The following is a 14,698-nucleotide window of genomic DNA, read 5'->3' as shown; positions in this document are numbered from 1 at the left end:
ATCAGGACATCTTATCAATTAAGCAGAAGAGTCCAGGTAACAAGACAGAAATCGATTACGATGAATTCAACATAGAGCCATCCCTTGATACCGAATTCTTTTGGATCGATCTTAAGTATCGGAAAGATCAGGCGCTGTACATAATAAGCAAGTATTGCAATGATAGCAAGCAAAGCATACCACTGTGTGCCAGTAGCTGCATCAAGCTGGAAATAAGCAATTGCTCCGGCCACAACTCCAAGATATGCAGCAACTGCGGTTTTGATAATGCCCTGAATCTGCGAGGTACGCTTTTCTTCAGGGGTCATCTCCTTGATAGCTATTTTGCCAGCAGAATCTGCTGTTTTTGCAGAAGAAGCTTTTTCTTCAGCGTTTTTGGAGCTTTCCTTAGTATTTTTCTTCAAGGGTCATTCTCCTGAGTGAATGTTGTGGATGTTCATAGACGTCATAACCTATATAAACATTTATTGTCCGCTTTTTCACAGGAACTCATTGCTCAATACATTTGAGATATTCTCAGTGGAAATTGCTTCAAAGCCGAGTGAGCATAAATGGGAAGCAAATCGTGACGGCCGATGTCCGGTAGGATGGTAGACCACAACAGCTTCCGGATCTATTTGCTCAACCATATCCACAAGGCCCGGTGCATCAAGGTGGTCACTGAGACAAACCGAGGGAAAAGGATGATCCTGCCTGGCGGACAACACATATTTGGAAATTGAGGAAGAAAGCTTTCCAAGATGATGAGGTGGAACTATGCTTACCTTTTCCGACATCCCGATATCAACCAGTTCACCTGCCTCATGAGTCAGGGAACGTGTAAGTTCAAGAGAAGTAGACTCCATGGAAATCGGGCCCTCATACCCCATCTGCCGGATTAATTGCACTGCTCTTTGTGCTTTTCCAAATGAATAAGCACCAAAAGCAACTCTTTCCTCTGAAAAAAGAACCTCTTCAAAAGCTTCCAGATCATCTTTAAAGTGGCAGAACGGATCTCCGGGATCACCGTAGTTTGCTTCGGTTATGAGTACATCACATTTCGGCAAATTTGATGCATCCTTTACGTCACCTGTGACCAGAATGCGAACCCCGTTTTCGTTTTCCCAGCCAAAAGCCACAGAGCCTTCCGTGTGCCCAGTGCTATAAGTCCGGACTTTTACATCGGCAATTTCACCTTCACCATTTTCAGTGACAAGATTACCTTCATAATTCTTTCCATGACGCAACTCAAGTGCTTTCGCCGTTTTCTCCGTGCAGGCAGCCCTCTCGGAGCGCATAGCTGAGCTGCCATGATGATCAGAATGAGCATGGGTGATGAGATAAGCATCCGGTTGAGGATATTTCTGAGGAGTACGGGTTGTATCAACCACAAATGAGAGCACGTCCCCTTCTTTGGATCTGAATTTGAGACCTATATGTGGTTTAAACCCACCACGTGAATTTTTCTGCCGGTAGACCAGTAAACCCATTTCTATAAGCTTATCCAAAGACGTCCCTCGGAAAGGAGAAGGGGCACAATGTATTTTAGGCTACCGAGAAATGGAAAATAAAATCTTTAAGCCTTGCTTAAGATTTTAAAGCCAACTATTGAGAACACAGGAAGATAAACACAGAGAGCAGTGATCATCATCACTACATAAGTAGGGGAGAGTTCCATCACCAAAAAAGCAATTGAAGCCATAATGACTACCAGAAAAATAACTATCCCAAAACCGATGATCGTTAAATAGTGAACTTTTTTCAGATCCATGGAGTATAATTAAACACATAATTATATAAATTGTTCTATAACAGGTTTGTTATATCCTGCCCGAATTAAAATCATTTTCCTGAAATGAAATCCAACTAAAACCCACTTATATGAAATGTAAATTGGAAAACAAAAAAAGAAAAAAAGAATCAGAGTAATTGTGATAACTCTGAGTTAAGGACATCCTTGCTGGTTACGCCGGTAAAGCGGCGAACTTCAGCTCCATCCTTTTCGATGATTAGTGTGGGTACTGCGTGGATCCCGTATTTACCTGCGAGATCCGGGTGCTGATCCACATCAATAAGCTTGACTTCGACTTTGTCTCCCATTTCATCCTCGATTTCCTTGAGGATTGGTTTCTGCATCTGGCAAGGGCCACACCATGTAGCGCTAAAATCAAGTAAAACAACATTGCTCATTTTTGATCACCTTTTGACCTTTGACTGCTATATACAACCCCTTCTTTCAAATGGTTTGCGTTGTGTGCAGTTTTGTAAACTCCCCACATAACCAAGTGGTATTTTAATATATAAATCTAACCGCCTTAAATGTCTTTTCCGGGAGATTTGCGGATGTTGCTGAAATACATGCATTCATCGCTTGAAAACAGAGGCATCGGTACATCTGCATCGACAATCCTGATTCCTGAGTTCCGTATTATAACACAGGGAATCCGTTCTCCGGCCTCTCCCATAACCAGCTGGGCTGCTGAAACAAGGTTGTCTGCAACAGCCTTGTGAGTAATGCTCAGAGGTTTGCCAAAAAGATCAAGAGAACCCCGTGAATCCTCAACCGGAACAATACCGGAAGTTCCAAGGGCAATCCCAACACATCCAAGCCGCATGGGTTGTGTCCTGCTATCCCCTATTATGATTCCTACTCTACAACCGTATTTATCATTAAAAGCTTTCCTGATTTGACCGGCACTCTTTTGCGCATCTTCAGGCAACAGTACAACGTGCCCTTCAGGAGCATTTGAGCCATCAATTCCAGCATTCGGGGACAGATTTCCTTTTGTGATAGTCAGTGCTGCACCGGCAACTCCACCGAATACTTCATCACATTCAAGGAGCACGAGTTCCATTTCCCTCGGATCAAGGCTGAATCTGTGAGCATAGCGGACAGCCTCCTGTCCCGGTTCCACCTCAGACAGTTTTACAACCCTGTTTTCTGCCGTTGCAACAGCTGATTCCGCAAGAACGACTATATCCCCATCTTCAGGGAAGATGTCATTTTCTTCAAAAGCAGCCTCAAGAATTGCAACAATGGAATCACCCGGCTTTATCAGTTCGGTCCGGATACCGAGCAATCCTATGAATTTGCCGGCATTGTCACTCTTTACCTTCAAGGTACTCCCCCATTATCTGAATAGCACAATACTCCCCGCACATGGAACATGGGCCAACCATGGGACAAATATCCCTTGGTCTGTCAGAATCGAAGGCAAGTTCCATCTGCCCTTCCCAGTCAAAACTTGCACGCCTCTCGGCCAGCAGTCGATCTTTTTCACTTATCCCGTATTTAATTGAATCCCCAATATGAGCTGCAATCTTAAATGCCACCAACCCCTCACGAACCTGATCAGGAGTTGGAAGGGCAAGGTGTTCGGAAGGAGTTATGTAGCAAAGGTAATCAGCGCCTGCCCCAGTTGCCATACTTGCACCAACAGCCCCCGCGATGTGGTCATAACCTAGTGCAACATCCGTTGGCAGGGGACCGGCAACAAAAAGAGGATGCGGAGATGTTGATTTGTAGAGTTCAACAAATTCAGGAATTGCGGATGCTGCAACATGTCCACCCATTCCTTCAATAATTACCTGCACACCGGCCTTGTTGGCAAGATTAGCAAGATTGGCATTGGTCTGCATCTCCATCAGCTGCGCAGGATCCCTTGGATCGTGTATACAGCCACTTCGCATTGTATTTCCAAGGGAAAGAACGACATCCTTCTCCCTCAGGATATCAAGAACCTCTTCAAAGTTGTTAAGGTAAGGATTATCGCAATCATTGGTGAGCATGAAAACACTGGTAAAGGAACCGCCCTTTGAGACCATGCCCATTACCCTGCCTGAGCCTTTTACGGTTTCGAGCATTTTCTTATCGACACAATGAAGAACAACAGAACTTACACCCTCTTCAACCTGCAATCTCAGGTATGAAATAATATCGTCTTCTGTTACAGTTTTAAGACCTTTTTCAACAATTGCCTGATATATCGGAACCGTGGTAATTGGAAGCGTAGTGTTTTCAAAAATGCTCTTCCTGATTCTTGAAATGCTGCCACCCATAGAAAGATCAGTAATTGTATCAGCGCCATATTTTTCGGCGATTGCAGCTTTTTGCAATTCAGAAGCGGGATTGATGCTTGCAGCAGACGTACCAAGGTTAACATTGATCTTTGTGGATGCACCTTTACCTATGGCAGTTGGTGGGCAGCCATCCCTGACCATTATTACAAGACTTCCCTCAGCCACACGGGAAAGAACCGTGTTTTCGTCCATACCTTCCTTTTTTGCAACATATTGCATTTCAGGAGTTACTGTACCGTTTTTTGCATGATCAATCTGCGTGAGCATTGTTATGTCCATCCAGCGTGATTGGAAGTAAATTATTATTTTTCGTATAAGCCGCTTAGTTCAAGAATTGTCGGGATGCTGCGATTGTTACCAACTGGCATAAGGTGAATTCCCCTGCAAATCTTTTTCAGCTCCCGGATATGTTCCGCACATATTAAAGCTCCTTCCTTAGCCGGGTCTTCCGAGGATTCCAAACGGAAAATCAGTTCATTATCCACTTTTATTCCGGGAACGTTTTTGTTCATAAATTCTGCCATCTTTACGGATTTAAGAGGAATCAATCCGGCAAGTATGGGAACTTCCAGATGGGAAATGCTCTCAACGAAATCCTCAAACCGTCCCACATCATAGACAGCCTGAGTCTGAAGGAAATCCAGCCCCACACGTGCCTTTTTCTCAAGTTTTACTAATTGCATTACGTTCTCAGGATCGGTATTGCACACCGCCCCTTTCACAAAGACAGGTGTTGATTCCAGTGAATTTCCAGCCATATCCTTACCATTTTCCATACGGCTTACGGCTTGCAGGAGTTGCACAGCATCGAGATCGTATACAGGTTTCGAGCCGGGGTGATCGCCCTTTGTGGGGTAGTCCCCTGTCATAAGACAGATATTCCGCACACCAAGCCCGTAAGCACCGAGAAGATCGGATTGCAATGCAAGACGGTTGCGATCCCGGCAGGTGAGCTGCATGATAACTTCATGACCGGCATCCAGCAGGAGTTTTCCCATTGCCAGAGGAGACATCCGCATGACAGCACGCTGGTTGTCAGTGATATTGAAGGCATCCACGTAATCCCTGACAAATTCTGCATCTTCAAGGGCTGATGCCGGATCAACGCCCTTGGGCGGAGAGATTTCTGTGGTAATGATGAATTGGTTTGAGTTGAGTTTGTCACGGAATGTGGAAGTCATCCCGGGATTATATGTGACTTTGGTTTTTAAACTCATCGCGGAGATTGTGAACTACAAATTGTGCACATTTATTCTTCACCAATAGAATCTTCAACTGTTGAGTCATCTGTATCATCATCGGACTCTGGTGTTTGCTCCTCAATTTCAACTTTGAATTTTTTAGCTATTCGTTTAAGAAGATCCTGCTTTTCCACATCCTTTTGAGCCCAGTATAACTCGTGAAAAGGATCTGAGAGAACATCTGGAATATGTGACGCAGGAAGAAAATCTCTATTCACATCATTTTCTAAAACTGTATCCAAGAACCCTAAGCTAATAAAATCACCGTCTTCTTTTAGAGATTCTTCAACTAGATCTTGAATATCAGATCTACCGTCTGTCACTAGTTTTTTGTATTCAACAAATTGTTTATTATATTCATAAAATTCATCTGTTACAGAAAAGTGTTCGTCAAGAATTAGTTTAGTGATTTTATCTTTGTAGCGTTTTTGGAAACTGTCCCCAAGTAGATCCACAAACTTATGCCATCTTTCCTTTTGTTGAGCATTTAAATGAATATCATCCATAGCCCATTGTTCAGCGATTTCAAAAATTGAATTCAAAAATGCATTTCCGAGTGAAAAGCTCGATTTCTTAGCCTTCATCATTAAGGCGAGGTCTGCAAGAGAGGTATCCTCAGCAAAACATGTATCCCATCCTTCTTTTTCTAGTCGGACTAAAGCTGATGCAAGAGTATCAAGTATTTCCTTATCAGTCGTTTTCTTCAAAATCAAAAGAAGTTCATCTGAATAATTTGAAACGTCTAAAGTTGAGGAGGATTTTATCTCATTTCCGATTTCCGAATGCTTCATGAACTCATCTAATAATTTAGCATTTATACCGCTTGAATCATCTCCAATTAACGCCATTACAAAGTGCAATTTATTGAGCGATTCTGAGCAACTAAACAAGTCTGCAATTTCATTGTCAACAGCCAATTCAAGAATGTCAGCAACAAGCTTATTTTCTGGATTTTCAGCAAGCTCCCACAAAATGTCAAGCTGATTGAATTTTTTCAGATTTTCAAACATCCCTTTTGCATTCTCTTTGTTTCTGGTTAGCCAAACATCACGCATCAATTGAAATCCATTTATTGAATTAGCAAGTGGTGGAACTTTAATATCATGCAATTTGTTTTTGAAATAGTAAGCCATTATGAAGGCAGAATCAATATCCAAAGTCTGATCTTGATGATGATAGACAAAGTTATGGAATTGTCCTGTTTTGAGCAACTCTGCTATCTTATCCCTACAAGATTCACAATAAAATGTCAGCCAAATTAAAATATCAAGTGCTTCCCTAGATGGTTGATTCCCGTTCGATGCCGTACCATTATTCCAAAATATGTGGTTTTGACATGCTTGAGGAAGCATTTCCCATTTCCTTATTCCCGAATTAATAGAGTAAATGAAGAGTTCTTTTGTACCAGGTACAATTGAAGGAGAAGGAGGGATGTTCTCAGCAATGGAATCTACTATATCTTGTGGAGGAAGAACCCACTTATAAGCTGGTATTTGTTGCAAATTAGAAGCTTGAGCCCATTTTATCCAATTTTTCGAATCAATATCGTGGAGCGTCATCCCTTGGAAAGATGTGTTTCCCATACTCTCAGCTATTTTTTCAACACCTCTAACATTGCTTTCGTAGTCAAACCCATCGCGTGTCCTAATTTTTTCTCCTAGATCTGCTAAAGCATTATTCCAAACTGATTCAAGGAAATCCTTGTCTGAGGACATTTTGATTATTGGCAAATAACCGTCAATGTTTTCATTTATTGGGAGAGTCGACGGATCTACTAAAAACGATTTTTGTGCCTTTTGCACAAATTGAGTGCATTTATACCCATAATCTTCCCATAACTCTTCATAAATTGCTTTAGAGTATTTGAACAAATCAAAATGTGTTGATAATCTGCTTATATGAAGATCAAATACAGACCAGAATCCATCCCCATGCATTCTCATCAAATCTTTTAATTGTTCCCCATTTCCATCTTGCAAATCTTTTTCAATTTCAGGTTCAAGAAGTAATTGCTGACCTATTTCTGGACTAACACCAAAAACAATCCCTGCTAAGTGTTTGTCACATTCAGAAGGCAAAAAATGCCTGTCAGTTTCTTCAGGCAATTGACCGTCTTTCAAGTTCTCTTTTATTTTTTCAGTATCGGTATTATACAAATATTTGTGAATTACGTAGTAGGCTATACTTTCTACTGGAATTTCTTTGAAGACATGCAACCTCAGCAGACCAACTTGATTAACATAATTCTTAATTTCACGAGGAGTCGGAGCATCCCCAACATGCTTACGTGTTAATTGTAGAATCCTAAAAACTGTTATTTTGTCCTCTTCATTCCAATTTACAAACGCTTGATCTATCATTTTTCGAGCAAAGCCTTCCCAGCCAGTCAAAACGGGTTTTGGAACTTCAAGACGTATTTGGAAACATTTATCAAAGAACGATTTTGCACATGCACTACTGCTAAAACCATTTGAATTTTTTCCACATTCCCCGTAATTGTCTTCGTCCAAATGTTCCTTATTTTCCCAAAGTTTAGAAAGTCCATTTTTGTCATGAGGTACAATAATCCAGATATTTTCATACCATTGACAACCAGAATTTGAAGGATTTCTCTTCTGAAGAAACGTTTGCAGAGTTGACCAAATTTTCAAAGAATCTTTTGCTTCAATACGATCTAAATTATCAACAACGATAACTAGCTTGCTAGAAGGGTTATCCTTGAAAAGCTCATCCATGATGTCGCCAAAATATCTTTCAAACTCAATTGAAGAACGCTCCTCTTCAGAAGATATTTCCTGAGTAGCGGTTACGTCATCTTTACGTTCTAAAAATACCCAGTTATTTGCATTGAACAAACTTTTCATACCATCTTCTTTGCGTGCAGCTAAGTAGCCAATATTCGCAACAACAACAAAAAAAGGCATTATTGATAGAATTACCCCAATCCAAAAAGGCCAATGTGGGTTTCCACCCCATTGAAATGATAGTTGTGAACTATCAACTCCTGAAACAAGGCCAGCACCCAGTGGAACAGCCATGACTGAAAATGCCATCAGTTTCCCAAGAGTTGTACCATATTGATTTGTGTGAGTAAAGGTTTTACGAGTGCGATTTGAAATCTTTGCTTTTAGCTCATCGATTTTTCTACTCTTCATGCCCAACTGATCTAACAAAGATTCTAAAAATATCCTCCGAAGATGATCGCCTTCATGTGCCCATGCATCAAAATAAAAATAATGGAAAGCTTTTCCCTCAAGTTTCTTTTTTAAAATAGAAATTACTGTTGATTTTCCGGAGCCCCATTCTCCTTCCAAACCGATTGTAAAGCCTCGATCATTAGAGTCTATTAGATTAAACAATGTTTCAGCTACATTTTCGTGAGTCTTATCTTCAAAATAATCGTCATCTGAAACTTCATCTGAAAGAAGGTTGAATTGGTACATGTTATCGCCATATTCTCACATTTATATTCGCTTTTTAGAAAGTTCATCTTTTGAAAGCTGTTTTGTCCTAACTTTTATTTTTGATACATGAAAGACGATGCCACAATTAAACTTTTCCTTTGTAATCAAAAATATTCATTCGGAGCTTGTTAAATTGAAGTTGGAAGTTCCTGACTATTCAAATTAAGAAAATATCAAAAAGTAGATGGGATTATCTTAATAATTGAATTTGAAAGTAAGAATATAAGGGAGCCTCAAGCATCATATTCCTTCGGCTCAAACATCCTATCCAGCAAATCCAACCGATTAGTATCCCTAAGCTTGATGTAAATTAATTCCCACACACAATCTTTTTCGGGATCAACCTCGCATTTGCCATCCATTGAACCGCCGCAGGGGCCATTCAGCAAACCCTTGGGACACCGGGCTGTGGGGCAGATTCCCCCGAAAAAGTCCGCAATACAGTCTCCGCACATCACACACTGTTCTTCCTTTACATCCCCACAGGAGATCCCGCCAAGAGAATCCGTGTTTGTAGCAGGATGAACTTCCGCATCCGTAACTGAGGCAATTATGGAAAGCCCGCTTCCGCAGGACATTATGAGAAGGGAATCAGCATCTTTAATCTTTGGATCAAGGTCCAGAAGATAATCCAGTGACTTTACGCTGCATGCCGCTTTTGTGACAGTTCCACCAATAACATCCTTGCCTGCCTCCCTGAGTTTGCGGCACATATCCTCTACTTCAGGCTCCCCGCCGACATGGAGTTTTGTGGCACAGACTCCGCATCCTATAACAAAGATTTTGCCGGCATCATCCAGCATGGAAAGAATTTCCTCGAATGGTTTGGAAGAAGAAATTATCATTTTATTTCACTGGTAACGGTATTCTATATCATTGTATTCCCGAAGAACTGCATCAATCATTTCCGCAATCTTTGGAAGACCACGTGCTTGCCCCTGAAGCTTCTCTGCCAGTTTTTTGAGCTGCAGCAGGGTCCCCATCACAACGAGATCCGTCTTCTCGGTTTCATGGGATACAGCATTTCTTTCAAGAGCTGCATCCCCGCCTCTTGCGAGGATTTCCTGTTTGATAATGAGAGCTTCAGTCGTAGTTACGTTTTTGACAAGTAAATTGAACATCACAGTCTTGTTTTTCATTATTTGCGCACCCGTGGAAGTAACGCCCAGGGACTGCATCAACCTCACGGAATCATCAGGATCTGCTATTTCCAGCATCTGCACTTCCCGTTCACCGTCAATTTCCACAGGAGGGTTTCCTCGAATTGCAGCTGCCACTTTGACAGCATCAAGGGTTGGAGCCACATCGTGAGTGCGAATAATGTGAGCGCCTTTCTGGACTGCAATGGCAGTAGCTGCAAGACTTCCGTAGAGTCTGTCTTCTGCAGGTTTATCCAGGACTTCACCTATACAGGATTTACGTGAAAGAGCTGCCAGAATCGGTTTGTTGAAAGTTTTGAGTCGCTCAAAACGATCAAATGTTTCAAAATCGTACATAGGGATTTTTTCAGGAATCCATTTCCCGATGGCCGGATCAAGGATTACCCTGTCAGTGTCAATCCCCTTATCCTCACTTATCTGGAGAATATTCGCCAGAGATTGCATCACTTCATCCATTCCGAGAACATCCCCGGGAACTTTTTTGGATGCCATTACAACAGTCGGACAGCTGAAATCCGCTACAACGTCAACCATTTTTTCATCGATGGCAAATCCGGAAACATCATTAATTACATCAGCACCTTTATTCAGGGCTGCTTCCGCGAGATCAGAAAACATGGTATCTACGGAAATAACCGCATCAACATTACCAGCAAGTGCATCAAGGGCTGGTAGCAAACGATTACGTTCTTCCTCCCTTGAAATTGGATCTGCAAGAGGCCATGTGGAACGTGCCCCAAGATCCAGAATGGTTGCTCCCTCATCAATCATTTTCTGGGCAACATCCAGCAAGGCATCGCCTTTGACAACTGACCCTTTGTAAAAAGATTCGCGGCTTAGGTTCATTACTCCCATGATATGGACAGGATGCCTGTCCCCAACCTTCAGTCCGCATATGTCAACATCAACGACCATGGAATTACCAATACAAAGCTTACTTTATCACTTATATAAGTGCGCCCGCTGCCCTGCAAAATGCTTTGCGGCAAGCGTGACATGTGTAAGAAGAGTTGCAATGGTCATAGGACCCACGCCACCCGGAACAGGGGTAATGAGAGAAGCCTTTTTTGAAACGTTCTCAAAGTCAACATCACCGTAAACTTTGCCGTCTTCCTCGGTGATGCCGGCATCAAATATCACAACGCCTTCTTTAACCATATCGGCTTTGATGAGGTGCTTGACTCCGGTAGCAACAATAAGAATATCCGCCTCTTTTGTGTAGCGCTTGAGATCATCAGTAAAAACATGGCACACTGAAACCGTGGCATTGCGGTTTAGAAGCATTGCAGCCATGGGCTTCCCAACCACATTGCTGTGACCTATGATTACCGCATTCTTGCCCTGAATTTCCACGCCGTATTCATCAAGTGCCTTGATTATTCCGGCGGGCGTACAGGGAACAAGTTGTTCATCCCCGATGAGCAGGTTCCCGACATTGCAGGGATGGAAACCGTCAACATCTTTTGTGGGAGCAATTGCCTGCATGGCTTCCTCTGCATCCAATTGTGGAGGAAGTGGAAGTTGCAAAAGTATACCGTGAATATCTTCCCTTGAATTAAGGGATTCAATCAAAGCAAGAAGCTCTTTCTGAGAAACGGATGCATCAAGATTCTGATCTTCCGCATTGATACCAACCCTTTCGCATGCTTTGTGTTTAAGGCGTACGTACATTTTGGAAGCAGGATCATCTCCTACGAGGATAGTGGCAAGACCGGGAACAACGCCTGTGCTTTCTTTCAAGCCTTCAACTTCGCTCTTCACCTGCTCTTCAATCTTTTTTGAAAGAGCCCTGCCATCGATAATCCTGCTTTCATCTGTCATTTAACACACCTTAGAGATTCTGATAGATTGGGAAATCACTGCAGAGCTGCTGGACATCAGCACTCACTTCAGCAAGGACCTTCTCATCAGTTGGGTTCCTGAGAACTGTGTCAAGGAATCCTGCGATGTCATCCATCTGCTCTTCCTTCATACCGCGGGTTGTTGCAGCCGGAGTGCCTGCGCGCAGACCGCTTGTGATGAATGGTCCGCGAGTTTCAAATGGAATCGCATTCTTGTTAATGATAACACCTGCCTTGCTCATGATAGCTTCACCGTCTTTACCGGTGATATCGAACTTGTTAAGATCCATAAGCATAAGGTGATTGTCAGTACCACCGGAAATAATATCGAAATCCCTGTCAATGAGAGCCCCTGCAAGTGCATCGGCGTTCTTAATGGTCTGCTCCTGGTACTTCCTGAAATCAGTGGAAAGGACTTCCTTAAAGGCAACTGCTTTTGCTGCGATTGTGTGCATGAGCGGACCGCCCTGGATTCCCGGGAAGACAGCTTTGTCAACACCTTTTGCGTATTCTTCCTTACACATAATCATTCCACCACGAGGGCCCCTGAGGGTCTTGTGGGTGGTGGTTGTAACAAAATCTGCATATGGAATCGGGCTTGGATGAACACCTGCAGCAACGAGGCCGGCAATGTGCGCAATATCTGCAAGCAGGTAAGCATCCACTTCATCGGCGATTTCCTTGAAGCGCTTGAAGTCAATGATCCTTGAATAAGCGGAAGCTCCGACGACAATCATCTGCGGAAGTTCCTTCTTTGCCATTTCCATGAGAGCGTCATAGTCAAGTTCCTCTGTTTCACGGTCAACGCCGTAAGGTACAATGTCATACAACTGGCCTGAGAAGCTTACAGGACTTCCGTGGGAAAGGTGCCCACCGTGGGAGAGGTCCATAGACATGATTTTGTCCCCGGGTTTGAGGACAGAGAAATAAACTGCCATGTTGGAACCTGAACCGGAATGTGGCTGTACGTTTACGTGTTCTGCACCAAAGATTTCTTTTGCCCTTTCAATTGCAAGATCTTCAGCAACATCCACATACTGGCATCCGCCATAGTAGCGCTTTCCAGAATAACCTTCTGCGTACTTGTTTGTCATGATGGAACCCTGTGCTTCCATCACTGCGCGGCTGGCATAATTTTCGGAGGCAATCAGGTTAAGCCTGAATTCCTGCCTTTCTGCCTCCTGTTTCAGTGCTTCTTCAATTTCCGGATCGATTTCTGAAATATAAGACATACCTTTTTCCTTTCCTTTGGATTTAACGAGATTTGATATAAATTTATGATATTGAAACAATGCGGCCTTTAATGTCAAGACGTCCTTCTGCATACAATTTCACAGCTTCAGGATAAATCCGGTGCTCTTCCCTGAGAATCCGCTCTGCAAGGGAATCTTCTGTATCATCATCAAGTACCGGAACACATTTTTGCAGGATAATAGGACCAGAATCCATGTCTTCATCTACAAAATGAACTGTGCAGCCTGCAACTTTTACCCCATGCTCCAGAGCCTGTTTTTGTGCATGAAGCCCTTTAAAAGAAGGAAGAAGAGCAGGATGAATGTTTATTATCCTGTTTTTGAAATGTCGAACAATACCGCCACCCAGCAACCGCATATAGCCTGCGAGCAGCAGCAATTCCACGTCATAGCCGTCAAGAATCTCCAGAATACGACTCTCATATTGATCTTTGTCGGAGAAAGCTGACGGATCCACAAATTCCGCATTAATGCCGTGATTTCTGGCTCTCTCAAGCGCGTAAGCATCTTCCTTATCGCTAACAACAACACGGATAGCAGCATCCTTGATGTAACCATTTTCAATGTTGTCGATTATGGACTGGAGATTTGAGCCCCGTCCGGAGACCAGCACTGCTATGTTGAGAGTCATCGGACAACCATAGTTAATAAGTATATATTAGAGTTTTGGAAAAAGCACTCAACTTGAAACCTTGGAACGCTCATCTATGAGTGTATCCAATTCATCAGAATCCGAAAGTGAATCAAGTTCTTTCTTTTCAATCAAAACAGTATTTTCCACTGAAGTGTATTTGCTGTTTCCTTCAATGATGTATACAGATCTGGTTTGTGTAACCTCGGAGATGCTGCTCATCAGGTGAGCCCGCTTGAGCATTGAACCACTGTATTCACTGATTCCCGTAAGGAAAATAGTGGAAGGATCTTTGGAAACTGCCTTAAAGGGTGCCTGATCCGTTGACAGGACATCATAACCCAAACCCTGGATAAAACTCAGGATGCTATCACCAGAGGGGGCCGGCTTTTCAAGTTCAAAATCACGTCTTTCTTCCCTGAGTCCCCGATTCAGGATATCAATGGAACGTGCAAGAGCTACGTCCAGCAATTCCTCAAGCTGGAGAACTACATCAATGGAAGCATCCATGCACCCTTCTTCATACTTGCTGATGGTACGTCGTGAAACACCCAGATGTGTTGCAAGAGCTCCAAGAGATAAAGCCATCCTGCTGCGGGCCTCCTTTAGCACGTCACCGTCAATTGAAACGTAAAGTCCACCGGGGGCTGCTGAAACCAGTGGAGGAACATCTTCGACAAAACAGTCGTAAAGCGTCTGCAGGTTTAGAGCCGGAATGTCATACCTCATGTAAACTACGCTGTCCTCAAGCAACTGATCCCGTGTTTTAGCGCCAATGAGTACCGGGGAACCTCCCAGGTATTCCGCCAGCGACCTCATTTCAGAAGCCGTATCCTCATTCAGGCTGTCAATATTGTATAAAACCTTGCAGAAAAGAAGGACATCACCCTTTCTTGCAGCAAGATCAAAGCTTCGCGGACGGATATTGCATCTGTTGGAGATTACAAAATCAGCTCTGTCCAGTACATCAATTATTTGATGTATCAGAATGTCCTTTGTCATGACAAGTAGAATCTTCCAGACACAACTATATAAACATATCCGTTATA

14 protein-coding genes are annotated in these 14,698 nt (G+C 42.9%); all 14 read right to left on the bottom strand.

All coding sequences use genetic code 11. The features are described 5' to 3' along the window. Nucleotides 1-14: 14 nt before the first annotated feature. Nucleotides 15-404, bottom strand: coding sequence for an EMC6-like membrane protein (locus J2755_RS07445; protein ID WP_209681555.1), 390 nt, complete (start codon nt 402-404; stop codon nt 15-17). Nucleotides 405-479: 75 nt separating this feature from the next. Next, the gene (locus tag J2755_RS07440; protein WP_209683249.1) at nt 480-1,469 is read right to left on the bottom strand and encodes an MBL fold metallo-hydrolase; all 990 of its coding nucleotides are present in this window, start codon (nt 1,467-1,469) and stop codon (nt 480-482) included. An 86-nt stretch (nt 1,470-1,555) separates the two neighbouring features. Beyond that, nucleotides 1,556-1,750 (bottom strand): hypothetical protein, encoded by a 195-nt coding sequence (locus J2755_RS07435; protein ID WP_209681546.1) that lies wholly within the window; start codon nt 1,748-1,750, stop codon nt 1,556-1,558. Nucleotides 1,751-1,899: 149 nt separating this feature from the next. After that, on the bottom strand, nt 1,900-2,169 hold the full coding sequence (locus J2755_RS07430; RefSeq protein ID WP_209681543.1) for a thioredoxin family protein: 270 nt from the start codon (nt 2,167-2,169) through the stop codon (nt 1,900-1,902). A gap of 125 nt (nt 2,170-2,294) precedes the next feature. Then, on the bottom strand, nt 2,295-3,098 hold the full coding sequence (cofE, locus tag J2755_RS07425) for a coenzyme F420-0:L-glutamate ligase (protein WP_245312824.1): 804 nt from the start codon (nt 3,096-3,098) through the stop codon (nt 2,295-2,297). After that, nucleotides 3,082-4,338 carry a phosphomethylpyrimidine synthase ThiC gene (thiC, locus tag J2755_RS07420; protein ID WP_245312822.1) on the bottom strand — a complete coding sequence of 419 codons (1,257 nt, stop codon included), beginning with the start codon at nt 4,336-4,338 and terminating at the stop codon, nt 3,082-3,084. The genes cofE and thiC overlap by 17 nt, the downstream gene beginning before the upstream one ends. Before the next feature lie 23 nt (nt 4,339-4,361). After that, nucleotides 4,362-5,276 carry a methylenetetrahydrofolate reductase gene (locus J2755_RS07415; protein WP_245312820.1) on the bottom strand — a complete coding sequence of 305 codons (915 nt, stop codon included), beginning with the start codon at nt 5,274-5,276 and terminating at the stop codon, nt 4,362-4,364. 32 nt (nt 5,277-5,308) lie between these two features. Next, nucleotides 5,309-8,743, bottom strand: coding sequence for a P-loop NTPase fold protein (locus tag J2755_RS07410; RefSeq protein WP_209681539.1), 3,435 nt, complete (start codon nt 8,741-8,743; stop codon nt 5,309-5,311). Between the two features lie 254 nt (nt 8,744-8,997). After that, nucleotides 8,998-9,609: a methylenetetrahydrofolate reductase C-terminal domain-containing protein gene (locus J2755_RS07405; protein ID WP_209681537.1), complete on the bottom strand. Its 612-nt coding sequence runs from the start codon at nt 9,607-9,609 to the stop codon at nt 8,998-9,000. A gap of 6 nt (nt 9,610-9,615) precedes the next feature. After that, complete coding sequence (gene folP / locus J2755_RS07400) at nt 9,616-10,839, bottom strand: dihydropteroate synthase (protein ID WP_209681535.1); 1,224 nt, start codon at nt 10,837-10,839, stop codon at nt 9,616-9,618. 27 nt (nt 10,840-10,866) lie between these two features. Next, the gene (locus J2755_RS07395) at nt 10,867-11,745 is read right to left on the bottom strand and encodes a tetrahydrofolate dehydrogenase/cyclohydrolase catalytic domain-containing protein (protein ID WP_209681532.1); all 879 of its coding nucleotides are present in this window, start codon (nt 11,743-11,745) and stop codon (nt 10,867-10,869) included. 10 nt (nt 11,746-11,755) lie between these two features. Beyond that, nucleotides 11,756-12,997, bottom strand: coding sequence for a serine hydroxymethyltransferase (gene glyA, locus J2755_RS07390; protein WP_209681530.1), 1,242 nt, complete (start codon nt 12,995-12,997; stop codon nt 11,756-11,758). A gap of 43 nt (nt 12,998-13,040) precedes the next feature. Then, on the bottom strand, nt 13,041-13,649 hold the full coding sequence (purN, locus tag J2755_RS07385; protein WP_209681529.1) for a phosphoribosylglycinamide formyltransferase: 609 nt from the start codon (nt 13,647-13,649) through the stop codon (nt 13,041-13,043). Nucleotides 13,650-13,697: 48 nt separating this feature from the next. Continuing rightward, nucleotides 13,698-14,651 carry a transcriptional regulator gene (locus J2755_RS07380; RefSeq protein WP_209681527.1) on the bottom strand — a complete coding sequence of 318 codons (954 nt, stop codon included), beginning with the start codon at nt 14,649-14,651 and terminating at the stop codon, nt 13,698-13,700. Between the last annotated feature and the right edge of the window lie 47 nt (nt 14,652-14,698).

It is taken from the genome of Methanohalophilus levihalophilus, from assembly GCF_017874375.1.
In the GTDB taxonomy this organism is placed as follows: Archaea; Halobacteriota; Methanosarcinia; order Methanosarcinales; family Methanosarcinaceae; genus Methanohalophilus; species Methanohalophilus levihalophilus.
The sequence above is the reverse complement of the archived record's forward strand: the minus strand, read 5'-3'. Positions and strand labels throughout refer to the sequence as shown.